21 protein-coding genes and 1 riboswitch are annotated in these 21,715 nt (G+C 71.1%); of the genes, 13 read left to right on the top strand and 8 right to left on the bottom strand.

The window, feature by feature from the left end; translation table 11 throughout:
• The first annotated feature begins 54 nt into the window (after window positions 1–54).
• Window positions 55–897 (top strand): RNA polymerase sigma factor WhiG, encoded by an 843-nt coding sequence (gene whiG / locus AB0C59_RS21880; RefSeq protein WP_363007009.1) that lies wholly within the window; start codon window positions 55–57, stop codon window positions 895–897.
• A gap of 107 nt (window positions 898–1,004) precedes the next feature.
• Entirely contained in the window at window positions 1,005–1,562 is a 558-nt protein-coding gene (locus AB0C59_RS21875; protein WP_363007151.1) for a TetR/AcrR family transcriptional regulator, read from the top strand.
• A gap of 45 nt (window positions 1,563–1,607) precedes the next feature.
• Here AB0C59_RS21875 and AB0C59_RS21870 read toward each other — a convergent pair whose 3' ends face one another.
• Window positions 1,608–2,192 carry a M23 family metallopeptidase gene (locus tag AB0C59_RS21870; protein WP_363007007.1) on the bottom strand — a complete coding sequence of 195 codons (585 nt, stop codon included), beginning with the start codon at window positions 2,190–2,192 and terminating at the stop codon, window positions 1,608–1,610.
• Between the two features lie 271 nt (window positions 2,193–2,463).
• Between AB0C59_RS21870 and rpsB the strand changes: the two genes are divergently transcribed.
• From rpsB to AB0C59_RS21845, 5 genes are all read left to right on the top strand, one after another.
• Window positions 2,464–3,357 (top strand): 30S ribosomal protein S2, encoded by an 894-nt coding sequence (gene rpsB / locus AB0C59_RS21865; protein ID WP_363007005.1) that lies wholly within the window; start codon window positions 2,464–2,466, stop codon window positions 3,355–3,357.
• 153 nt (window positions 3,358–3,510) lie between these two features.
• Window positions 3,511–4,347, top strand: coding sequence for a translation elongation factor Ts (gene tsf, locus AB0C59_RS21860; RefSeq protein WP_363007003.1), 837 nt, complete (start codon window positions 3,511–3,513; stop codon window positions 4,345–4,347).
• Between the two features lie 188 nt (window positions 4,348–4,535).
• Window positions 4,536–5,294, top strand: a complete 759-nt coding sequence (gene pyrH / locus AB0C59_RS21855) for a UMP kinase (protein WP_363007001.1) — start codon at window positions 4,536–4,538, stop codon at window positions 5,292–5,294.
• Window positions 5,295–5,455: 161 nt separating this feature from the next.
• Window positions 5,456–6,013, top strand: a complete 558-nt coding sequence (gene frr / locus AB0C59_RS21850) for a ribosome recycling factor (protein WP_363006999.1) — start codon at window positions 5,456–5,458, stop codon at window positions 6,011–6,013.
• Window positions 6,013–7,137, top strand: coding sequence for a phosphatidate cytidylyltransferase (locus AB0C59_RS21845; protein WP_363006997.1), 1,125 nt, complete (start codon window positions 6,013–6,015; stop codon window positions 7,135–7,137). Before frr ends, AB0C59_RS21845 begins: the two co-directional genes overlap by 1 nt.
• On the opposite strand, the gene AB0C59_RS21840 is transcribed toward AB0C59_RS21845, so the two are convergent.
• A complete protein-coding gene (locus tag AB0C59_RS21840; RefSeq protein ID WP_363006995.1) occupies window positions 7,047–7,745 on the bottom strand; it encodes a hypothetical protein in 699 nt (232 codons plus the stop codon). The genes AB0C59_RS21845 and AB0C59_RS21840 overlap by 91 nt on opposite strands.
• A gap of 118 nt (window positions 7,746–7,863) precedes the next feature.
• Between AB0C59_RS21840 and rlmN the strand changes: the two genes are divergently transcribed.
• From rlmN to AB0C59_RS21820, 4 genes are all read left to right on the top strand, one after another.
• Complete coding sequence (gene rlmN / locus AB0C59_RS21835) at window positions 7,864–8,970, top strand: 23S rRNA (adenine(2503)-C(2))-methyltransferase RlmN (protein WP_363006993.1); 1,107 nt, start codon at window positions 7,864–7,866, stop codon at window positions 8,968–8,970.
• 26 nt (window positions 8,971–8,996) lie between these two features.
• Window positions 8,997–9,104: riboswitch (TPP riboswitch) on the top strand.
• 67 nt (window positions 9,105–9,171) lie between these two features.
• Window positions 9,172–10,248, top strand: a complete 1,077-nt coding sequence (locus tag AB0C59_RS21830) for a thiamine ABC transporter substrate-binding protein (RefSeq protein ID WP_363006991.1) — start codon at window positions 9,172–9,174, stop codon at window positions 10,246–10,248.
• A 65-nt stretch (window positions 10,249–10,313) separates the two neighbouring features.
• Entirely contained in the window at window positions 10,314–11,915 is a 1,602-nt protein-coding gene (locus AB0C59_RS21825; RefSeq protein ID WP_363007149.1) for an iron ABC transporter permease, read from the top strand.
• A 2-nt stretch (window positions 11,916–11,917) separates the two neighbouring features.
• Complete coding sequence (locus tag AB0C59_RS21820) at window positions 11,918–12,967, top strand: ABC transporter ATP-binding protein (protein ID WP_363007147.1); 1,050 nt, start codon at window positions 11,918–11,920, stop codon at window positions 12,965–12,967.
• A 109-nt stretch (window positions 12,968–13,076) separates the two neighbouring features.
• Here the strand turns inward: AB0C59_RS21820 and AB0C59_RS21815 are convergent, their stop codons facing one another.
• From AB0C59_RS21815 to AB0C59_RS21790, 6 genes are all read right to left on the bottom strand, one after another.
• On the bottom strand, window positions 13,077–13,763 hold the full coding sequence (locus tag AB0C59_RS21815) for an LAETG motif-containing sortase-dependent surface protein (protein ID WP_363006989.1): 687 nt from the start codon (window positions 13,761–13,763) through the stop codon (window positions 13,077–13,079).
• Between the two features lie 223 nt (window positions 13,764–13,986).
• The gene (locus AB0C59_RS21810; protein WP_363006987.1) at window positions 13,987–14,394 is read right to left on the bottom strand and encodes a VOC family protein; all 408 of its coding nucleotides are present in this window, start codon (window positions 14,392–14,394) and stop codon (window positions 13,987–13,989) included.
• Between the two features lie 164 nt (window positions 14,395–14,558).
• Window positions 14,559–15,812, bottom strand: coding sequence for a hypothetical protein (locus AB0C59_RS21805; RefSeq protein ID WP_363006985.1), 1,254 nt, complete (start codon window positions 15,810–15,812; stop codon window positions 14,559–14,561).
• Window positions 15,794–16,528: an ATP-binding cassette domain-containing protein gene (locus tag AB0C59_RS21800; RefSeq protein ID WP_363006983.1), complete on the bottom strand. Its 735-nt coding sequence runs from the start codon at window positions 16,526–16,528 to the stop codon at window positions 15,794–15,796. The genes AB0C59_RS21805 and AB0C59_RS21800 overlap by 19 nt, the downstream gene beginning before the upstream one ends.
• 258 nt (window positions 16,529–16,786) lie before the next feature.
• Window positions 16,787–18,169: an aspartate aminotransferase family protein gene (locus tag AB0C59_RS21795; protein ID WP_363006981.1), complete on the bottom strand. Its 1,383-nt coding sequence runs from the start codon at window positions 18,167–18,169 to the stop codon at window positions 16,787–16,789.
• Window positions 18,154–18,669: an Lrp/AsnC family transcriptional regulator gene (locus AB0C59_RS21790; RefSeq protein WP_363006979.1), complete on the bottom strand. Its 516-nt coding sequence runs from the start codon at window positions 18,667–18,669 to the stop codon at window positions 18,154–18,156. Before AB0C59_RS21790 ends, AB0C59_RS21795 begins: the two co-directional genes overlap by 16 nt.
• 166 nt (window positions 18,670–18,835) lie before the next feature.
• On the opposite strand from AB0C59_RS21790, the gene AB0C59_RS21785 reads away from it, so the two are divergent.
• A complete protein-coding gene (locus AB0C59_RS21785; protein WP_363006977.1) occupies window positions 18,836–20,275 on the top strand; it encodes a gamma-aminobutyraldehyde dehydrogenase in 1,440 nt (479 codons plus the stop codon).
• 174 nt (window positions 20,276–20,449) lie between these two features.
• On the top strand, window positions 20,450–21,640 hold the full coding sequence (locus tag AB0C59_RS21780; RefSeq protein ID WP_363006975.1) for a spermidine/putrescine ABC transporter substrate-binding protein: 1,191 nt from the start codon (window positions 20,450–20,452) through the stop codon (window positions 21,638–21,640).
• Window positions 21,641–21,715: the final 75 nt, after the last annotated feature.

Here is a 21,715-nt window from a genome sequence, read left to right as displayed (position 1 = left end):
CGACACCTCATCCGGACATCCCCAAGCTCACGGCAGAACGGCACAAGGCGACGAATGCCCCAGCACACCTCCGGGTCCGACCGGGCGGCGATTCCCCCAGCCGCCCGTGACGGCGGCAGCGTGCGCCCGCCCGCTCCCTCGACCCTTGCCGAGTTGTGGCGCTCGTACAAGGAGACGGGGGACGAGCGGCTGCGGGAGCAGCTGATCCTGCACTACTCACCGCTGGTGAAGTACGTGGCGGGGCGTGTGAGCGTGGGGCTGCCGGCCAACGTCGAGCAGGCCGACTTCGTGTCGTCGGGCGTGTTCGGGCTGATCGACGCGATCGAGAAGTTCGACATCGACCGCGAGATCAAGTTCGAGACGTACGCCATCACGCGGATCCGCGGGGCGATGATCGACGAGCTCAGGGCCCTGGACTGGATCCCCCGGTCGGTGCGGCAGAAGGCGCGCAGCGTCGAGCGCGCCTACGCGACCCTGGAGGCGCGGCTGCGGCGGACCCCCTCGGAGGGGGAGGTGGCCGAGGAGATGGGCATCGGGGTCGAGGACCTCCACGCCGTCTTCAGCCAGCTGTCCCTGGCGAACGTCGTGGCGCTGGAGGAGCTGCTGCACGTGGGGGGCGAGGGGGGCGAGCGGCTCAGCCTGATGGACACCCTGGAGGACACCACCGCGGACAACCCGGTGGAGGTCGCCGAGGACCGGGAGCTGCGCCGGTTCCTGGCGCGGGCGATCAACACCCTGCCCGACCGGGAGAAGACCGTGGTCACGCTGTACTACTACGAGGGCCTCACACTCGCGGAGATCGGCAACGTGCTCGGGGTGACCGAGAGCCGGGTCAGCCAGATCCACACCAAGTCCGTGCTCCAGCTGCGCGCGAAGCTGGCCGCGTTCGGGCGCTGAGACGTCGTGGCCGGCGGTGTGCCGCCCCGGCGCGGGGTGAGTGCGGCTCCCGTCCGCGGCGCCGGCTCCGTAGAGTGGGCGGCGTGCCAAGGATTCGAGCGGCCTCCGTGGCCGAGCACCGGTCGATGCAGCGAGCCGCCCTGCTGGACGCCGCGCGGTCCCTTCTGTCCGAGGGCGGTACGGAGGCGCTGACGTTCCCGGCGCTCGCCGAGCGGACGGGCCTCGCGCGCTCGTCCGTGTACGAGTACTTCCGCTCCCGCGCTGCCGTGGTCGAGGAGCTGTGCGCGGTCGACTTCCCCGTGTGGGCGGCGGAGGTGGAGGCGGCGATGGCCGGCGCGGACTCGCCCGAGGCGAAGGTGGAGGCGTATGTGCGCCGGCAACTGGCCCTGGTCGGCGACCGGCGCCACCGTGCCGTGGTGGCCATCTCGGCGAGCGAGCTCGACGCCGGGGCGCGCGAGAAGATCCGGGCCGCGCACGGCGGGCTCGTCGCGATGATCGTCGAGGCGCTCGGCGCGATGGGGCACCGCGAGCCGCGACTGGCGGCGATGCTGGTCCAGGGCGTGGTCGACGCGGCGGTGCGGCGTGTCGAACTCGGCGCGGCGGAGTCCCCTGACGCCATCACGGAGACGGCGGTGGCGATGGCCCTCCGGGGAGTGACGGGCTGAGCGGGGCGCTCACGACGAGGCGCCGGGAGGTCCCCGGGCCGCCCCTCACCGCGCCGGAGCGTGCAGCGGGAGCAGGCGGGACGGCCCTCGGGACAGGAGCCAGGGCGGGAGCAGGGACAGCGGGTCGAGGTAGGCGGCTCCCCTGCGCAGACCCCAGTGGAGGCAGGTGCTGAGGCAGTGGACCGCCGGGGCCTCCAGGGTGCCCACCACGTCGCCCGCCGAGACCGCGTCGCCCTCGTGGACCGACGCCCGCACCGGCTCGTACGTCGTCCGAAGCGGCGGGGAGCCCGTCCCCGACAGCTCCACCGAGACCGCGCCGCGCCCCGCCACCTCGCCCGCGAAGACCACCCTGCCGTCCGCCACCGCCCGCACCGGATCACCCGGACGCGCGGCCAGGTCCACGCCCCGGTGGCCCGGACCGTAGGGAGTCTCCGGCGGATCCCAGCCCCGGACGACCGCGGGGCGCGTACCCACCGGCCACAGCCGGGCCACGGCAGGCACGGCGGCGGCCGGGTCCGGCGGGGTCGGTCCCCGCCGCGCGGGCGGTCCCGCCCACGCCGCCGAGGTCAGGACGGTCGCGAGGGCGAGCAGCGGCACGGACCGGATCCGCGCCCGATGGGGGGTTCGCATGCGGGAACCGTCCCGCACTCCGCCGGATCGCCGCCGGTTCTGTGGACAACCGCCCGGTTGTGGGCAGCGGCGTCACCTGTCACTCCGCCGGTCCCGTACACTTCTCATGGCGATCCGGGTCACCGGGTCGACTTCGCACGCCCCGACATCAGGCTCCTCACCGACCGGTGTCAGCGCTCCTCGGTCCTTCGCGGCACAGCGCATCGCGGGCGTCAGGCGCGAGTGCCACCCGGCACCCGCGGCACAACCGAGAAACTCAAGGAGAACGGCCATGGCCGTCGTCACGATGCGGGAGCTGCTGGAGAGCGGCGTCCACTTCGGTCACCAGACCCGTCGCTGGAACCCGAAGATGAAGCGCTTCATCTTCACCGAGCGCAACGGCATCTACATCATCGACCTGCTCCAGTCGCTGTCGTACATCGACCGCGCCTACGAGTTCGTCAAGGAGACCGTCGCCCACGGCGGCACGGTCATGTTCGTCGGCACGAAGAAGCAGGCGCAGGAGGCCATCGCCGAGCAGGCCACCCGCGTCGGCATGCCCTACGTCAACCAGCGCTGGCTGGGCGGCATGCTCACCAACTTCTCGACCGTCTACAAGCGTCTGCAGCGCCTGAAGGAGCTTGAGCAGATCGACTTCGAGGACGTCGCGGCCTCCGGTCTGACCAAGAAGGAGCTGCTGGTCCTCTCCCGCGAGAAGGCCAAGCTGGAGAAGACCCTCGGTGGTATCCGCGAGATGCAGAAGGTGCCGAGCGCCGTCTGGATCGTGGACACCAAGAAGGAGCACATCGCGGTCGGCGAGGCCCGCAAGCTCAACATCCCGGTCGTCGCCATCCTCGACACCAACTGCGACCCCGACGAGGTCGACTACAAGATCCCGGGCAACGACGACGCGATCCGCTCCGTCACCCTGCTCACCCGCGTGATCGCCGACGCCGTCGCCGAGGGCCTCATCTCCCGCTCGGGCGTCGCCACCGAGGGCAAGGGCGAGAAGGCCGCGGGCGAGCCGCTGGCCGAGTGGGAGCGCGACCTGCTCGAGGGTGAGAAGAAGGCCGACGAGGCTCCGGCCGCTGCCGAGGCCCCCGCCACGGAGGCTCCTGCCGCCGAGGCTCCCGCCGCCGAGGCCGAGGCCACCGAGGCCCCGGCCGCCGAGGGCGAGCAGGCCTGAACCTCAGGGCCGTTCGGCTGAAGTGACGGCGGGTGGCGCCGAGCGCGCCACCCGCCGTTCATCCGCAGCCCGTAGATCCTTGGTGGTGGCCCGATCGATCCGGGGCCGTCGCCGACTTCGAGACTTCGAACTCCGAGAAGAGATTCACAGATCATGGCGAACTACACCGCCGCCGACGTCAAGAAGCTCCGTGAGCTGACCGGTGCCGGCATGATGGACTGCAAGAAGGCGCTGGACGAGGCCGAGGGCAACGTCGAGAAGGCCGTCGAGGCGCTCCGCATCAAGGGCCAGAAGGGCGTCGCCAAGCGCGAGGGCCGCTCCGCCGAGAACGGCGCCGTGGTCTCCATCATCGCCGACGACAACTCCGCCGGTGTCCTGGTCGAGCTGAAGTGCGAGACGGACTTCGTCGCCAAGGGTGACAAGTTCCAGGCCGTGGCCAGCACCATCGCCGAGCACGTCGCCAAGACCTCGCCGGCCGACCTCGAGGCCCTGCTCGCCTCCGAGATCGAGCCCGGCAAGACCGTCCAGGCGTTCGTGGACGAGGCCAACGCCAACCTCGGCGAGAAGATCGTCCTGGACCGCTTCGCGCAGTTCGCCGACGGCTTCGTGCTGGCGTACATGCACCGCACCATGCCCGACCTGCCGCCGCAGATCGGTGTCCTGGTCGAGCTCGACAAGCCGAACGCCGACGTCGCCAAGGGCATCGCCCAGCACATCGCCGCCTTCGCGCCGAAGTACCTCGCCAAGGAGGACATCCCGGCCGAGGTCATCGAGTCCGAGCGTCGCGTCGCCGAGGAGACCACGCGCGCCGAGGGCAAGCCCGAGGCCGCGCTCGCCAAGATCGTCGAGGGTCGTCTGAACGGCTTCTTCAAGGACGCCACGCTGCTCGGCCAGCCCTACGCGCTGGACAACAAGAAGTCCGTCCAGAAGATTCTGGACGAGGCGGGTGTCACCCTGAAGCGCTTCACGCGCATCAAGGTCGGCATCTGAGTCCGTACCGCGATCGACGGACGACCCCTATAGGGTCGACAGCAGTCGTCCGTGCTGTTCGCGTTTGCCGTCGCGCTCACGCGTGACGGACGACAGCAGATCTGACGAGGAGGCCATTGCCGCGCACGGGATGCGAACCACCCCACCGGCAATGGCCTTCTTCGTATGCGCACCACGAGGAGATCTCCATGACCACCAAGGCCGAGAAGAGCGACCACGGGAAAGTTCGCGGCCGGTTTCTGCTGAAACTGTCCGGAGAGGCGTTCTCCGGCGGTACCGGACTCGGTGTCGACCCGAACGTGGTGCACGCCATCGCGCGTGAGATCGCGGCCGTGGTGCGCGACGGGTCCGAGATCGCCGTCGTCATCGGCGGCGGCAACTTCTTCCGCGGTGCGGAGCTCCAGCAGCGCGGCATGGACCGGGCCCGCTCCGACTACATGGGCATGCTGGGCACGGTCATGAACTGCCTCGCCCTCCAGGACTTCCTGGAGAAGGAGGGCATCGACTCGCGCGTGCAGACCGCCATCACCATGGGCCAGGTCGCCGAGCCGTACATCCCGCTGCGCGCCGTGCGCCACCTGGAGAAGGGCCGTGTGGTCATCTTCGGCGCCGGCATGGGCATGCCGTACTTCTCCACCGACACCACCGCCGCCCAGCGTGCCCTGGAGATCGACGCCGAGGCGCTGCTCATGGGCAAGAACGGGGTGGACGGGGTCTACGACTCCGACCCGAAGACCAACCCCGAGGCCGTCAAGTTCGACTCGCTCAGCTACGGCGAGGTCATCACCCGCGATCTCAAGGTCGCCGACATGACCGCGATCACCCTGTGCCGTGACAACAGGCTGCCGATCCTGGTGTTCGAGCTGCTCGCGGAAGGCAATATCGCCCGGGCGGTCAAGGGTGAGAAGATCGGCACACTCGTGGGTGACCAAGGCGGCCGGGACTGACCCGAGGCAGACCCGTCCGGGGTGGAACCCGTCCGGGCGACGGGCCCTGACCGCAGGATGGACAATGTCCTGCCGGTCCGGAACCGTGCAGGAAGAAGACGCGACGCAGCCGGCCGCCGCCCACGGATGCCGGGCCTACTCAAGACACGCAGGAGCAAGTGGTGATCGAAGAGACCCTCCTCGAAGCCGAGGAGAAGATGGAGAAGGCCGTCGTGGTCGCCAAGGAGGACTTCGCCGCGATCCGCACCGGCCGTGCGCACCCGGCGATGTTCAACAAGATCGTGGCCGACTACTACGGCGCGCCGACGCCGATCAACCAGCTGGCCTCGTTCTCGGTGCCGGAGCCGCGCATGGCCGTGGTGACGCCGTTCGACAAGAGCGCGCTGCGCAACATCGAGCAGGCGATCCGCGACTCCGACCTGGGCGTCAACCCGAGCAACGACGGCAACATCATCCGTGTGGTGTTCCCCGAGCTCACCGAGGAGCGCCGCCGGGAGTACATCAAGGTCGCCAAGGGCAAGGGCGAGGACGCCAAGGTCTCCATCCGCTCCGTGCGCCGCAAGGCCAAGGACTCCATCGACAAGCTCGTCAAGGACGGCGAGGTCGGCGAGGACGAGGGCCGTCGTGCGGAGAAGGAGCTCGACGACACCACCGCGAAGTACGTCGCGCAGGTGGACGAGCTGCTCAAGCACAAGGAAGCGGAGCTGCTCGAGGTCTGATGAACGAATCTTCCTGGGGAGCGCCGCCACAGACCGGCTACTGGGGGCCCGCCGAGCGGGGGCCGCTCCAGGCGGCCGGTCCGGCGGGTCCCGCGTACGATGCGCATGACGCCCAGCAGACTCGCCCCATGCCCATCGTGCCCGACGTGCCCGCACAGGGCGGGGACCAGGATGACGACCCGGGGGCCGCTCACGTGAGCGGCCCCCTGTTCCGCGACCATACGCCGCAGGCGCCGTCCCCCTGGGCGGCGCAGCAGAATCCGGAGCCCATGCCCGACGCCCCGCAGCCGGCGCCCGCGCCGCAGAAGAAGAGCGCCGGGCGCGACCTGGGTGCGGCCATAGGCGTCGGCATCGGGCTCGGTGTCGTGATCGTCGCGTCGCTGTTCATCGTCAAGGCCGTGTTCGTCGGGGTGGTCGCGGTCGCCGTGGTCGTCGGCCTGTGGGAGCTGACGAAGCGGCTGGAGGAGCGCAAGGACATCAAGGCGCCCCTGGTCCCGCTGGCGGTCGGCGGTGCGGCGATGGTCGTCGCCGGCTATGTGCGGGGTCCCGAGGGCGCCTGGGTCGCGATGGCGCTCACCGCGCTCGCCGTCCTGGTCTGGCGTATGACGGAGCCGCCGGAGGGCTACCTCAAGGACGTCACGGCGGGCGTGTTCGCGGCCTTCTACGTCCCGTTCCTGGCCACGTTCGTCTCGCTGATGCTGACGGCCGACGACGGCCCGCAGCGCGTGCTGACGTTCCTGCTGCTGACGGTCGTCAGCGACACGGGTGCCTACGCGGTCGGCTGGCGCTTCGGCCGGCACAAGCTGGCCCCGCGCATCAGCCCCGGCAAGACGCGTGAGGGGCTCTTCGGCGCGGTCAGCTTCGCCATGGTGGCGGGCGCGCTGTGCATGCAGTTCCTGATCGACGGCGGCTCCTGGTGGCAGGGCCTGCTGCTGGGCCTCGCGGTCGCGGCCAGCGCCACGCTCGGCGACCTCGGCGAATCCATGATCAAGCGGGACCTCGGCATCAAGGACATGGGCACGCTGCTGCCGGGTCACGGGGGCATCATGGACCGTCTCGACTCGCTGCTGCCCACGGCGCCCGTGGTGTGGCTGCTGCTCGTGATCTTCGTCGGCGCCGGCTGACGGCCTTCTTCACGCGTCCGCCTCAGGCCCGCTCCCACCGGTCGACCGGTGGCAGCGGGCCTGAGCGTTTCCGGGTCCCAGTGGTACATCCGCCGGTACGCGACCCAAGCACCCCAGTCCGGTTCGTACAGGGACGTCGAGACCTGTGCCACCGCCGGGCCGTCCGGCCCGTGGAACAGGCAGCGCAGCCCGCCCGGACGCCACAGACCGCCGACCCGGACCTCGATGGGGCGGGGCGGCCAGTACGGCGTGTGGCCGGTGACGGGGTCGGGCATCCCGCCCGCACGCACCCTGCGCGCGTCGCCCGCGCGGGGCCGTGCCTCCGCCGTCGCGAGAACCGCCTCCGCGGTGTACTCGAGCGACATATGATCCGCATCCCAGACGACCCAAGCCGTCCGGACCGAGGGCACGGGGCGGTCCACGATGGCCAGGACGGCCCGGCGTCCGTCCGGAAGGGCCCGGTACTGCAGGACGGGCGTGCGCTGCCGCCGTCCGTCGCGGCCGAGGGTGAGCCACAGGCCGGTGCGGTCGAACTCCGTCTCCGGCTCATGGAGCAGCCCCTCCGGGACCGGGAGTGACACCACTTCCGCATCACGCCATTCGCTCATGTGTTCGAAAATAGACCATGCCCGGCCCCCGCGGGCGCCCAGCCGCGGATTCACCCGAACGAGGCCGCGCATCCGGCCAGCGAAGCCACCCGATTGGATCTGCGACACTGGTAGCGCCATGCCTAAGCCCGGAGAACTCACATTCGTCGCGCCGCGCGGAGCCAAGAAGCCGCCGCGGCATCTCGCCGACCTCACGCCCGCCGAGCGCAGGGAAGCGGTGGCCGCGGTCGGCGAGAAGCCGTTCCGTGCCAAGCAGCTCTCGCAGCACTACTTCGCCCGGTACGCGCACGACCCGGCGGAGTGGACCGACATCCCCGCCGGCTCCCGGGGCGCGCTTCAGGAGGCGCTGCTCCCCGAGCTGATGACGGTCGTGCGGCATCTGTCGACCGACCAGGACACGACCCGCAAGACGCTGTGGCGGCTGTTCGACGGGACCCTCGTAGAGTCCGTCCTGATGCGCTATCCCGATCGGGTCACCATGTGCATCAGCTCCCAGGCGGGCTGCGGCATGAACTGCCCCTTCTGCGCCACCGGCCAGGCGGGACTCGACCGCAACCTGTCCACCGCCGAGATCGTGCACCAGATCGTGGACGGCATGCGGGCGCTGCGCGACGGCGAGATCCCCGGCGGTCCGGCCCGGCTGTCGAACATCGTCTTCATGGGCATGGGCGAGCCGCTCGCCAACTACAACCGGGTCGTCGGCGCGATCCGTGCCCTCACCGACCCGGCGCCGGACGGGCTCGGGCTGTCCCAGCGCGGTATCACCGTCTCGACCGTCGGACTGGTCCCGGCCATCCACCGCTTCGCCGACGAGGGCTTCAAGTGCCGACTCGCCGTCTCGCTGCACGCGCCGGACGACGAGCTGCGCGACACCCTGGTCCCCGTGAACACCCGCTGGAAGGTGCGCGAGGTCCTGGACGCCGGGTTCGAGTACGTCGAGAGGTCCGGGCGGCGGCTGTCCATCGAGTACGCCCTGATCCGCGACATCAACGACCAGGCCTGGCGCGGCGACCGGCTCGGCCGGCTGCTGCGGGGCAAGCCCGTCCATGTGAACCTGATCCCGCTGAACCCGACGCCCGGCTCAAAGTGGACCGCCTCGCGGCCCGAGGACGAGAAGGCGTTCGTGGAGGCGATCGCCGCCCATGGTGTGCCGGTGACGATCCGGGACACCCGTGGCCAGGAGATCGACGGTGCCTGCGGTCAGCTCGCGGCCACCGAGCGGTAATCTGACTCCCGTCCTATCACATCTTCATATTCCGACAGGGGAGCGCCACAGCGCTGAGAGTGCGGCAGACGGGCCGCAGACCCTCTGAACCTCGCCCAGGTCATTCTGGGTAGGAAGTTCGGTCATCACTCAAGCTGTTGCGCCCTGCCCGGGCATCCCGGGCAGGGCCGCGTCTCTTCCTGGACCCCCAGGAGGAATCCAGTGCACAACAAGACGTTCGTGGCCGTCGCCACCGGGCTCGGCCTGCTCGCGCTGTCCGCGTGCGGCACGTCGTCCGGCGGCCCGTCGGCGGCCGACTCCAGGACCGTGACCCTCGTCAGCCACGACAGCTGGAGCGTCTCCAAGAACGTCCTCGCGGCGTTCGAGAAGCAGTCCGGCTACAAGGTCAAGGTGCTGGAGGACGGCGACGCGGGCCAGGCCGTCAACAAGGCGATCCTCACCAAGGACAACCCGCAGGGCGACGTCTTCTTCGGCGTCGACAACACCCTGCTCTCCCGGGCCCTCGACAACGGGCTGTTCCAGCCGTACGAGGCCAAGGGGCTCGGCCAGGTCGACGCCTCCTTCCGGCTCGACGGGGACAAGCACCGCGTGACCCCGGTCGACCACGGCGACATCTGCGTCAACTACGACAAGAAGTACTTCGCCGACCACAAGCTCGCCCCGCCCGCCTCCTTCGACGACCTGACCAAGCCCGCGTACAGGAACCTCCTCGTCACCGAGAACGCCGCCACCTCCTCGCCCGGCCTCGGCTTCCTGCTCGGCACCGCCGCGCGGTACGGCGACACGGGCTGGCAGCAGTACTGGACCAAGCTCAAGGCCAACGGGGTCAAGGTGGTCGACGGCTGGGAGCAGGCCTACGACCAGGAGTTCTCCGGCTCGGCCGGGGGACGGAAGGCGGGCGGCGACCGGCCGCTCGTCGTGTCGTACGCCTCCTCGCCGCCCGCCGAGGTCGTCTACGCCAAGCCGCGACCGAAGTCCGCCCCGACCGGCGTCGCGCAGGGCACCTGCTTCCGGCAGGTCGAGTTCGCGGGCCTGCTCTCCGGCGCGCACAACCCCAAGGGGGCGAAGGCGTTCCTGGACTTCCTGCTGACCAGGCGGTTCCAGGAGGACATGCCGCTCAACATGTACGTCTACCCGGTGGTCAAGGGCGCCACGGTGCCGCCCGAGTTCACCGAGTACGGTCCCCCGGCCACCCGCCCCGAGACCATGGCCCCGGCCAGGATCGCAGCCCACCGCGACCCCTGGGTCAGGTCGTGGACCTCGCTCGTCCTGAAGTAGAAGGGAAGGCGGCGGTGTCCGAGGCGCGCTCCAAGCGCCGGGGGAGCGCGGCGCGGCTCGGCCTGATGGCCCTGCCCGTCGCGTTCTTCGCGGCCTTCTTCGCCTACCCCGTCGCCGCGATCGTCTCGCGCGGTCTCCACGTCGACGGGGTGTGGCGGTTCGGCCGTGTCGCCGACGTGCTCGCGGGGTCCGACATCCGGCACGTGCTGTGGTTCACGCTCTGGCAGGCCCTCGCCTCCACCGCGCTCACCCTGCTGGTCGCGCTGCCCGGCGCCTACGTCTTCGCGCGGCTGGACTTCCCGGGCAAGGAGGTGCTGCGCGCGGCCGTCACCGTTCCGTTCGTGCTGCCCACGGTCGTCGTCGGCACCGCCTTCCTGGCGCTCGTCGGCCGGGGCGGGCTCCTGGACGACCTGTGGGGCGTACGACTGGACACGACCGTGTGGGCCATCCTGCTCGCCCATGTCTTCTTCAACTACGCCGTCGTCGTCCGCACCGTCGGCGGGCTGTGGGCGCAGCTCGACCCCCGCCAGGAGGACGCGGCCCGCGTCCTGGGCGCCTCCCGTCTCGCGGCCTGGCGGAAGGTGACGCTGCCCGCGCTGGGCCCGTCCCTGGCCGCCGCGGCGCTGATGGTGTTCCTGTTCACCTTCACCTCGTTCGGCGTGGTGCAGATCCTCGGCGGTCCCGCCTTCTCCACGCTGGAGGTCGAGATCTACCGCCAGACCTCCGAGATCTTCGACCTGTCCACGGCCGCCGTGCTGACCCTCGTCCAGTTCGCCGCGGTGGGCGCGATCCTCGCGGTGCACGCCTGGACCGTGCGCCGCCGGGAGAGCGCGCTGGGCCTGGTCGACACCTCCCGCACCGCCGCCCGGCCGCGGGGCGCGGGCCAGTGGGCGCTGCTCGCCTCGGTCCTCGCCACCGTCGCCGTGCTGCTCGTGCTGCCCCTCGCCGTCCTGGTGGAGCGCTCCCTGGACGCGCCCGGGTTCGGCTACTACAGGGCGCTGACGCGGGACGACGGCGGCACCTTCCTCGTCCCCCCGGTGAACGCGGTCGCCGTCTCCCTGCAGTACGCCGTGGCCGCGACGCTGATCGCCGTGCTGATCGGCACGCTCGCCGCCGCGGCCCTCACCCGCAGGGACGCCGGCCCGCTGGTGCGCGGCTTCGACGCGCTGCTGATGCTGCCGCTCGGCGTGTCCGCCGTGACCGTCGGCTTCGGATTCCTGATCGCCCTGGACAAGCCGCCGCTGGACCTGCGCGGCTCCTGGATCCTGGTGCCCCTGGCGCAGGCACTGGTGGGCGCCCCCTTCGTCGTACGCGTCATGCTGCCCGTGCTGCGGGCCGTGGACGAACGGCTACGGGAGGCCGCCGCCGTGCTCGGCGCGTCGCCGTGGCGGGTGTGGCGCGAGGTGGACCTGCCGGTCGTACGGCGGGCGCTGCTCGTCGCGGCCGGGTTCGCCTTCGCGGTGTCGCTGGGCGAGTTCGGCGCGACCGTGTTCATCGCGCGGCCCGACAACCCCACGCTGCCCGTCGCGGTGGCCCGACTGCTGTCCCGTCCCGGCGATCTCAACTACGGCGAGGCGATGGCTCTTTCCACGATTCTGATGGTGGTGTGCGCGGTGGCGCTGCTGGTCCTGGAGCGGTTGCGGTCCGACCGGACGGGGGAGTGGTGACGATGCTCAGACTCGCGGGAGCCGCCGTACGCTTCCCCGGGCGGGCCGCGCTCGACGGCATCGACCTCGATGTCGCCGAGCGTGAGATCGTGTGCGTGCTCGGACCCAGCGGCAGCGGCAAGTCGACCCTGCTGAGGACCGTGGCGGGGCTGCAACCCCTCGACGCGGGGCGGGTGTTCCTCGACGGCCGGGACCTGCGCGGGGTGCCCGCGCACCGGCGCGGCGTCGGACTCATGTTCCAGGACCACCAGCTGTTCCCGCAGCGGGACGTGGGCGGCAACGTCGGCTTCGGGCTGCGGGTGCGGGGCACCGGCCGCGCGGAACGGGACGCGCGCGTGGGGGAGTTGCTGGACCTCGTCGGGCTGCCCGGAGCCGCGCGCCGGGCCGTCGGCTCACTCTCCGGCGGCGAGCAGCAGCGTGTCGCGCTCGCCCGGGCGCTCGCGCCCAGGCCGCGGCTGCTGATGCTGGACGAGCCGCTGGGGCAGCTCGACCGGTCGCTGCGCGAGCGCCTGGTGGTCGAACTTCGCTCCCTCTTCGAGCGGTTGGGCACGACCGTGCTGGCCGTCACGCACGACCAGGGTGAGGCGTTCGCGCTCGCCGACCGGGTCGTGGTGATGCGCGACGGGCGGATCGCCCAGTCCGGTAAGCCACTTGAGGTGTGGCAGTGGCCCGCCGACGCGTTCGTGGCACGGTTCCTGGGCTTCGAGAACGTGGTCGGGGCGAGGGTCACGGGCCGGGTCGCGGACACCCCGTGGGGCGGGATCCCGGTCCCGGAAGGCTCCGCGCAGGGGCCGGGCGACCTTCTCGTCCGGCCCGCCGCGGTGCGGTTCGTGGCGGCGTCCGAGGGGCTGCGCTGCACCGTCACCGCGCGCACCTTCCGCGGCGCGCACGTCGCGGTGCGCCTCGATCCCGGCGGCGGCGCTCCCGCGCTGGAGGCGGAGTGCGCGGTGCGGGCGGCGCCCGGGCCGGGCGACGAGGTCGGGGTCGTGTTCGAGCCGGCGGACGTCGTCGTGCTCGGCGGTCGCGAGGCCGGGGCCGGACGGGCGCCGTAGCCGCGGTTCCCGCGCGCTCGGCGCGCCGCGGGCGTCCGGGAACGTGCGTGGGCCCGCACCGTCCGTTCGTCGGACGGTGCGGGCCCACGCACGTGTTCTCGCTGGGGCGTCAGCCGTTCTTCGAGGCGCCGCGGCGGCGCATGCCGAAGTACACCGCGCCACCGCCGATGACGACCAGAGCACCGGCGATGCCGGCGATCATGGGCGTGTTGGAGCTGGCGCCGGTCTCGGCCAGGTTGGACGTGCCGGCCGCCGGAGAGGGCGAGTTGCCCTGGGTGGTGGTGGCGGGTGCCGTGCTGTCCGACTCCGACGGAGTGGCCGAGGGGGTGTCGGACGAGGACGGCGTGGCCGACGGCTTCGGGCTGGTCGAGGCCGGCGGGGTGCTCTCCGGGGCCTTGCAGCCCTTGTCCGGCGTGACCAGGTTGGGTTTGACGTCCTCGTCGAGCTTGCTGCCCTTCACGCTGACCCGGATGCGGTACTGCGCCTTGGGGGCCCAGTCCTCGGGGAACGAGACCGTGGCGCCCTTCTTGGCGCCCTTGACCGTCTGCACGCCGACCTGCTTGGCGTCGGCGCCGTTGGACTCCAGGTAGACCGAGACGGTGGCCGTCTGGCCGGTGGGGTCGGTGTCGGTGACGGTGATGACGCCCTTGCCGTTGCTGTCGCAGGACGCGACGGCCGAGAAGTCACGGATGTCGCAGGCGAGCGCGTTGCCGGCGACGCCGAGTGCGAGCGCGGCGCCCGCCGAAGCGGCGCCGACGATACGCACCGTGCGTGCGGTGCGGGAGGATATGGACACGACTGCCCTTCGCGGATGTGCAACTGCGGGGGGTGACGGGCTTGTTGTCCACTCACCAGCAACCCCAGGGGGCTCACCTGTCTAATGGTGGCTACTTACTGCTGTCAACGCCGATGTCCGGCATGACCGTCGTCTTTGCCCGCCCATTACCTGTCGGAGTGTTTGAGGCCCGCCGGAACCGCTCAATCGCACCGCACTTGTAAGACTGTTCGACGTCGGGTGCTCAGCCCTGCACCGCCGCCGGGTCCATCCACATGACCTCCCAGGTGTGGCCGTCCAGGTCGTCGAAGGCGCGGCCGTACATGGAGCCGTGGTCGACCGCCTCGCCGCTGCCCCTGGCGCCCGCCGCGAGTGCCCTGTCCACCAACTCGTCCACCTTCTCGCGGCTTTCGGCGCTCAGGCAGAGCAGCACCTCGCTGGTCCGCGTGGCGTCGGCGATCTCCTTCGTGGTGAAGTCGGCGTAACGCCGCTTGCCCAGCAGCATCGCGACGATGGTGTCGCTGATGACAACACAGGCGCAGTCGTCCGTCGTGAACTGCGGGTTGATCGTGTAGCCCAGCTCCGTGAAGAACTTCTTCGACGCGTCGACGTCGGAGACGGGCAGGTTCACGAAGATCATCTGCTGGTACATGGCGCTCTCTCCCGGTGAGGTCTCGGTGGCCCGGTGGCCCGGTGGTGGGTGGTGAGTCGTGACGGCAGTGCAGACCGCCGACCGGCACGAAACTCATCGCTGCGGGCGCGAAAAGACGGGAGGAGACGCGAGGAGATCCGACGGATCCCACCGGCCGCGCGCGGTCAGCGGGCCAGCGGGATCGCCGCCAGCTCCGCGACCACCCAGGTGACCGGCACGAACACCACCGCCAGAGCGGTCGCCCGCAGCAGCGCCGAGGTGCGCAGCACCCTGGCCGGGGCGCCCATCCGCACCAGCGCCGCGATGGACCCGGAGCGCTCCTGGCGCGCCTCGACGGCGGCCGTGGCCAGCGTCGCGAGCACGCAGCCCGCCACGATCACGGCACCGAGGACGGTCAGCGGGCCGAAGGACGGCCGTGCGCCGCCGTAGAGCGCCGCCGTCGCGTACGACCCCGAGGCCACCGCGCACACCACGCCCAGCGGCCGCCCGATCCGCCGGGCCTCCTCCTGGAGCCCGCGCCCGGCCAGCAGCCGCAGGGCGCCGGGGCGCACGGACTGCAGCAGCCGGCCGCACAGGTGGGTGAGCGCCGGTCCGGCCAGGGCCAGTCCCAGCGCGGTCAGCGCCCAGCCGGCCAGGGCCCAGGCGGGGCCGCTCGCGACGCCTCCTGGCAGGTGCAGCCTAGGTGCCCGGGCGGCCTGGCTCGACTGTGTCTCGACCGCCAGGCCCGCGGCGAGCGCCGCCACCCCCCAGGGCAGTCCGCCGGGCACCCGGCCGGTCTCCGGGAGCACGTCCGGCTCGGCCTCACGCGGGAATCCGGTCGGGAGCGTGTCCGATGCGCCCGGGGAGTCCAGGAGGCCCACCTCGTCCGCGCCCCGGACACCGCCCTCGCCCCGGCGTCGCGGGCGCGCCTCCCTCGGGCGCAGGGCGAACGCGCTCGCCAGGGAGGCCGCGAGCGGCACCAGCGCGAGGAGGGTGAGCGCGGCGGGCAGCGGAAGCGGCTGGTCCGCGGCGAGGAACCGGGGGCCCGGGCCGTCCAGGGGCGTGCCCGGCAGATCGCCGCGCAGATGCAGGAAGGCCAGCAGGGCCAGCAGCGAACCGAGCACGGTGGACAGGGCGGTGGTCGCCGAAGAGAGCGCCATCAGGCGGGCCGGGCCCAGGCCGATCAGCGTGAGCGAGGACCGGGGGCGGGTGCCCGGGTCGGTGCGGGCGACCGCGACCGCGAAGTACACCGTGGCGGCCAGGGGGGCCAGGCACCACAGGAGCCTCAGCGATGCGCGGTCCGGTGTCCCGGGGTGCACCAGCGCGTTGCCCAGCGTGCACAGCAGCAGGAAGCCGGTGCCCGCCGAGGCCGCCACCACCAGGAGCCGCCGCAGCTGGACCAGGGGGTGCGCCCCGCGGGCTAGACGGAGAGCGAGCACGGTGCCCGGCCTTCCTCGGTCACCGGGGGCAGATGGACGGTGTTCACCCGCCGACCGTCCAGCAGGGACACGGTGCGGTCGGCGACGGCCGTGGCGTCCTCGGGATGCGTGGCCAGGACGACCGTGATGCCGTGCGACCGTGCCGCCGTGGTGAGCGTGCGCAGGACCTGGGCGCCGTCGGCGCGGTGGAGCGAGGCGGTCGGCTCGTCCGCGAACAGCACGGTCGGGCCGGCGGCGAGCGCCCGGGCGACGGCGATCCGCTGCCGCTCCGGGCGGGCGAGCTGGGACGGGCGCTTGCGGGCGCAGCCGCCGATGTCCAGGCGCTCCAGCCACTCCAGGGCGGCGGTCTTGGCCCGGCGGCGGCTCGTGCCGCGCAGCATGAGCGGCAGTGCGGCGTTCTCCCAGGCGTTGAGCTCGGCCAGGAGCAGGGGGGCCGGATCGATCCAGCCGAACCGGTCGCGCCGCAGCCGCTCCCGGGCGAGCGAGCCCATGGTGTGCACGGGCGTGCTGTTGAACCAGACCTCGCCCTGCAGGGTGGGGAGCACTCCGGCGAGGCACTGGAGAAGGGTGGTCTTGCCACTGCCGCGCGGGCCGGTGACAGCGAGGATCTCGCCCTCGCGCACGCCGAGCGAGACACCGCACAGCGCGGGCGTGCCGTGGTGCTGGAAGTGCAGGGCGCGAGCCCAGAGTACGTCGTTGTCCGGCGGGGCCACCATCGCGTACACCTCGGTTCAGGTCCGTGTTCCCGTGCCGGATTCCCGGGAGGGGAACCCGTTCGGGGGAACGAAGGCAGGAGCGATCGGTCACTGCGCACGCTAGGCAGTCCATGGCGGAAGCCCAGGACAGCGACGGCCCCGGGCCGCCGTTTCTCACTCGAACGGGCGACTCGGGGCCGTTTGCTGGTCATCCAGAAGGATGATCGGTACCGCAGGCGGGGCTCAGCCGGTCAGGATCCTGACGGGTCCTCGGGTGACTCAGAGCTTGGTCCACGCCTCCGTCAGCGTCGCCCGCAGGATCTGCTCGATCTCGTCGAACGTCTCCTGGTTGGAGATCAGCGGCGGGGCCAGCTGGATCACCGGGTCGCCGCGGTCGTCGGCACGGCAGTAGAGGCCGTTGTCGAACAGCGCCTTGGACAGGAAGCCGTACAGGACGCGCTCGGTCTCCTCCTCGTTGAAGGACTCCTTGGTCGCCTTGTCCTTGACCAGTTCGATGCCGTAGAAGAAGCCGTTGCCGCGGACGTCGCCGACGATCGGCAGGTCGTGCAGCTTCTGGAGCGTCTTCAGGAACGCGGACTCGTTGTCGAGCACGTGCTGGTTGAGGCCCTCGCGCTCGAACAGGTCCAGGTTGGCCAGGCCCACGGCCGCGGAGACCGGGTGGCCGCCGAAGGTGTACCCGTGCAGGAAGGTGTTGTCCCCCTTGTAGAACGGCTCGGCGAGCCGGTCGGAGACGATGCACGCGCCGATCGGGGAGTAGCCCGAGGTCATGCCCTTGGCGCAGGTGATCATGTCCGGGACGTAGCCGAACTTGTCGCAGGCGAACGTCGTGCCGAGCCGGCCGAAGGCGCAGATCACCTCGTCGGACACCAGCAGGACGTCGTACTGGTCGCAGATCTCGCGCACGCGCTGGAAGTAGCCGGGCGGGGGCGGGAAGCAGCCGCCCGCGTTCTGCACGGGCTCCAGGAAGACCGCGGCGACCGTGTCGGGTCCCTCGAAGAGGATCTGCTGCTCGATCTGGTCGGCGGCCCAGCGGCCGAAGGCCTCCGGGTCGTCACCGAAGATCGACGCGCGGTAGATGTTGGTGTTCGGCACCTTGTGCGCGCCCGGGACCAGCGGCTCGAACGGGGCCTTCAGGCCCGGCAGGCCCGTGATCGACAGGGCGCCCTGGGGGGTGCCGTGGTAGGCGACGGCGCGCGAGATGACCTTGTACTTGGTCGGCTTGCCCACCAGCTTGAAGTACTGCTTGGCCAGCTTCCAGGCGGTCTCGACCGCCTCGCCGCCGCCCGTGGTGAAGAAGACCTTGTTCAGGTCGCCCGGAGCCTCGTGCGCGAGCCGCTCGGCGAGCTCGACGGCCTTGGGGTGGGCGTAGGACCACACCGGGAAGAACGCGAGCTCCCGCGCCTGCTTGGCCGCGGTCTCCGCCAGCTCGGTGCGGCCGTGGCCGGCCTGCACGACGAACAGGCCGGCGAGGCCGTCGAGGTACCGCTTGCCCTTGTCGTCGTAGATGTAGGTGCCCTCGCCCCGGACGATGGTGGGGACGGGCGCGTTCTCGTACGAGGACATGCGGGTGAAGTGCATCCACAGGTGGTCGTACGCGGTCTGGCTGAGGTCCTTGGTGCTCACGGCTATCGGGTTCCCCACATGTAGGTCTGCTTCTTGAGCTTGAGGTAGACGAAGCTCTCGGTGGAGCGCACGCCGGGGAGGGCCCGGATGCGTTTGTTGATGACGTCCAGCAGGTGGTCGTCGTCCTCGCAGACGATCTCCACCATCAGGTCGAACGAGCCTGCGGTCATCACCACGTACTCGCAGTCGGGCATCGCGGTCAGCGCGTCGGCGACGGACTCCACATCGCCCTCGACGTTGATGCCGACCATCGCCTGCCGGCGGAAGCCCACGGTGAGCGGGTCCGTGACGGCGACGATCTGCATCACGCCCTGGTCGAGCAGCTTCTGGACGCGCTGGCGCACGGCCGCCTCGGACAGGCCCACCGCCTTGCCGATCGCGGCGTACGGCCGGCGGCCGTCCTGCTGGAGCTGCTCGATGATGGCGAGGGAGACGGCGTCCAGCGGGGGACTGCCGTTCCGGGACTCGCGGGAGTCCTTCTGATCTGCGCTTCGACTGGCCACGCCCTCACTGTGCACGACGTCTCGACAGTTTTGCAAGGCTCAAGCGATGAAATTCGTTGTTGAGGTGTGCCAACCCTGCGGATTTCGCAGTAGTGGCGTGTTCGGGCCTGTTGAAAACGTGGGGGCACGGACTAGGGTGGGTGTCTCAGTTATTGGACATCTCGAACTTGGAGGGCAGGCTGTGAGCAGCGAGCTGCGCCGTCTGCGCAACTACATCGACGGCGAATTCAAGGACGCCGCCGACGGACGCACCACCGAGGTGGTCAACCCCGCCACGGGCGAGGCGTACGCGACCGCCCCGCTGTCCGGGCAGGCGGACGTCGACGAGGCGATGGCGGCCGCGGCGGCGGCCTTCCCGGCCTGGCGCGACACCACGCCCGCGGAGCGCCAGAAGGCCCTTCTCAAGATCGCCGACGCGTTCGAGGAGCGCGCCGAGGACCTGATCGCGGCCGAGGTCGAGAACACCGGCAAGCCGACCGGTCTGACCCGCTCGGAGGAGATCCCTCCGATGGTCGACCAGATCCGCTTCTTCGCGGGCGCCGCCCGCATGCTGGAGGGCCGCTCGGCCGGCGAGTACATGGAGGGGATGACCTCCATCGTCCGCCGCGAGCCGGTGGGCGTCTGCGCCCAGGTCGCGCCGTGGAACTACCCGATGATGATGGCGGTGTGGAAGTTCGCCCCGGCCCTCGCGGCGGGCAACACGGTCGTCCTCAAGCCCTCGGACACCACCCCCGCGTCCACGGTCCTGATCGCCGAGATCATCGGCGAGATCCTGCCGAAGGGCGTCTTCAACGTCATCACCGGCGACCGTGACACCGGCCGGATGATGGTCGAGCACCCGACCCCGGCGATGGCCTCGATCACCGGTTCCGTCCGCGCGGGCATGTCGGTCGCCGAGTCGGCCTCCAAGGACCTCAAGCGCGTCCACCTGGAGCTCGGCGGCAAGGCGCCCGTCGTCGTCTTCGAGGACACCGACATCGCCAAGGCCGTCGAGGACATCTCGGTGGCGGGCTTCTTCAACGCGGGCCAGGACTGCACGGCGGCCACCCGCGTCCTCGTCCACGACTCCATCCACGACGAGTTCGTGGCCGCGCTCGCCAAGGCCGCGACCGAGACCAAGACGGGCCAGCCGGACGACGAGGACGTGCTCTACGGTCCCCTCAACAACCCGAACCAGCTGGAGCAGGTCGCCGGCTTCATCGAGCGGCTGCCCGCGCACGCCAAGGTCGAGGCCGGCGGTCACCGGGTCGGCGACAAGGGCTACTTCTACGCGCCGACCGTCGTCTCGGGCCTGCGGCAGGACGACGAGATCGTCCAGAAGGAGGTCTTCGGCCCGGTCATCACCGTCCAGTCCTTCACGGACGAGGCGCAGGCCGTCGAGTACGCCAACGGCGTCGAGTACGCCCTCGCCTCCTCGGTGTGGACGAAGGACCACGCCCGGGCGATGCGCATGTCCAAAGTCCTCGACTTCGGCTGTGTGTGGATCAACACGCACATCCCGCTGGTCGCGGAGATGCCGCACGGCGGCTTCAAGAAGTCCGGCTACGGCAAGGACCTGTCGGCGTACGGCTTCGACGACTACACGCGCATCAAGCACGTGATGACGTCGCTGGACGCGTAGGCGGCGCACAGCCATCGGTACGGCCGCGGCCCCGGACGGGACATCTCCCGTCCGGGGCCGCGGCCGTGTGCGTGAGCCGCCTCACCGCGGGATCGGCAAGATGTCTCGATCCCGACGAGCCGCTCGACGGGGCGTCGATTGCACGGCGGCGAGCACCGGTCGCATCCTTCGGCAATGCACCGGACCCCGAAGAACTCCGCCCCCAGCCGCCGCTCCCTGCTGCGCGCCCTCGGCGGGGGCGCCCTGCTCGGCTCGCTCGCCGGCTGCGGTGTGCCCGCCGCGTACGTGACGCGCGGCGAACGCTCCGGCGCCGACCTCTCCGCCCGGGACAAGCGGCTGACGATGGCCAACTGGCCGCTGTACATCGACACCGACGACGATCACCCCGGCCGCCGCCCCACCCTGGACGCGTTCGAGGAGCGCACCGGCATCACGGTGAGCTACTCGGAGGAGATCAACGACAACGACGAGTTCTTCGGCAAGGTCAGCCCGGCGCTCATGAACCACCAGCGGCCCGGACGCGATCTGATCGTCCTCAGCGACTGGATGTGCGCGCGGTTCGTGCGGCTCGGCTGGGTGCAGGAGATGGACCGCTCCCGCCAGCCCGAGGTGGCACGCCACCTCGATCCCCTGCTGCGCTCGCCCGGCTTCGACCCCGGCCGGAAGTTCACCGTGCCGTGGCAGTCCGGGATCACCGGCATCGCCTACAACCGGCGCAGGCTGGGCCGCGAGATCCGGCACGTCTCGGAGCTGTGGGCGAGCGACCTCAAGGGCCGGGTCACCCTGCTGTCCGGACTCGACGAGGCGTACGCGCTGCTGATGCAGGGCGACGGGGTGGACGTCACCCGCTGGACCCCCGACGACTTCCACCGCGTCTGCGACCAGGTCGAGCGGCAGGTGCGCGGCGGCCAGATACGCCGGTTCACCGGGAACGACTACACCAAGGACCTGGTCAGCGGCGACGTCCTGGCCTGCCAGGCGTACTCGGGCGATGTCATCCAACTGCAGGCGGACAACCCGGACATCCGCTTCGTCGTCCCCGACGAGGGCGCGGAGCTGTGGGCCGACTCGCTGATGATCCCCGACCTGGCGGACCACAAGGAGAACGCCGAACTGCTGATCGACCACTACTACCGTCCGGAGATCGCCGCGGAGCTGGCCGCCTGGGTGAACTACGTCTGCCCGGTCCCGGCCGCCCAGGACGTCCTCGCCGACTCCATGGACAAGGACACCGCGGCCCTCGCGGACAACCCCCTGATCTTCCCGGACGCCGCCATGCGCGAGCGTCTGGCGATCGCCAAGGACATCCCGTCCACGGAACGCGTCGGGTTCGCCAGGCGCTGGAACGCGATCGTGGGGTTGTGACCCAGGGGCGCGGTCCGGGCCGCGCCGTCGCGCACCCGCGAGGACTTTACCGTCTCTTTGCAACGGGGGCGGTGC

It is taken from the genome of Streptomyces sp. NPDC048664, assembly GCF_040650555.1.
Classification (GTDB): domain Bacteria; phylum Actinomycetota; class Actinomycetes; order Streptomycetales; family Streptomycetaceae; genus Streptomyces.
Note: the sequence above shows the minus strand (reverse complement) of the source record. Positions and strands in the feature narration are given on the sequence as shown.

Coding starts and splice junctions, on each gene's coding strand:
- whiG (WP_363007009.1), top strand. CDS start 55: ATGCCCCAGCACACCTCCGGGTCCGACCGGGCGGCGATTCCCCCAGCC.
- AB0C59_RS21870 (WP_363007007.1), bottom strand. CDS start 2,192: ATGCGAACCCCCCATCGGGCGCGGATCCGGTCCGTGCCGCTGCTCGCC.
- rpsB (WP_363007005.1), top strand. CDS start 2,464: ATGGCCGTCGTCACGATGCGGGAGCTGCTGGAGAGCGGCGTCCACTTC.
- tsf (WP_363007003.1), top strand. CDS start 3,511: ATGGCGAACTACACCGCCGCCGACGTCAAGAAGCTCCGTGAGCTGACC.
- pyrH (WP_363007001.1), top strand. CDS start 4,536: ATGACCACCAAGGCCGAGAAGAGCGACCACGGGAAAGTTCGCGGCCGG.
- AB0C59_RS21845 (WP_363006997.1), top strand. CDS start 6,013: ATGAACGAATCTTCCTGGGGAGCGCCGCCACAGACCGGCTACTGGGGG.
- AB0C59_RS21840 (WP_363006995.1), bottom strand. CDS start 7,745: ATGAGCGAATGGCGTGATGCGGAAGTGGTGTCACTCCCGGTCCCGGAG.
- rlmN (WP_363006993.1), top strand. CDS start 7,864: ATGCCTAAGCCCGGAGAACTCACATTCGTCGCGCCGCGCGGAGCCAAG.
- AB0C59_RS21825 (WP_363007149.1), top strand. CDS start 10,314: ATGGCCCTGCCCGTCGCGTTCTTCGCGGCCTTCTTCGCCTACCCCGTC.
- AB0C59_RS21820 (WP_363007147.1), top strand. CDS start 11,918: ATGCTCAGACTCGCGGGAGCCGCCGTACGCTTCCCCGGGCGGGCCGCG.
- AB0C59_RS21810 (WP_363006987.1), bottom strand. CDS start 14,394: ATGTACCAGCAGATGATCTTCGTGAACCTGCCCGTCTCCGACGTCGAC.
- AB0C59_RS21800 (WP_363006983.1), bottom strand. CDS start 16,528: ATGGTGGCCCCGCCGGACAACGACGTACTCTGGGCTCGCGCCCTGCAC.
- AB0C59_RS21780 (WP_363006975.1), top strand. CDS start 20,450: ATGCACCGGACCCCGAAGAACTCCGCCCCCAGCCGCCGCTCCCTGCTG.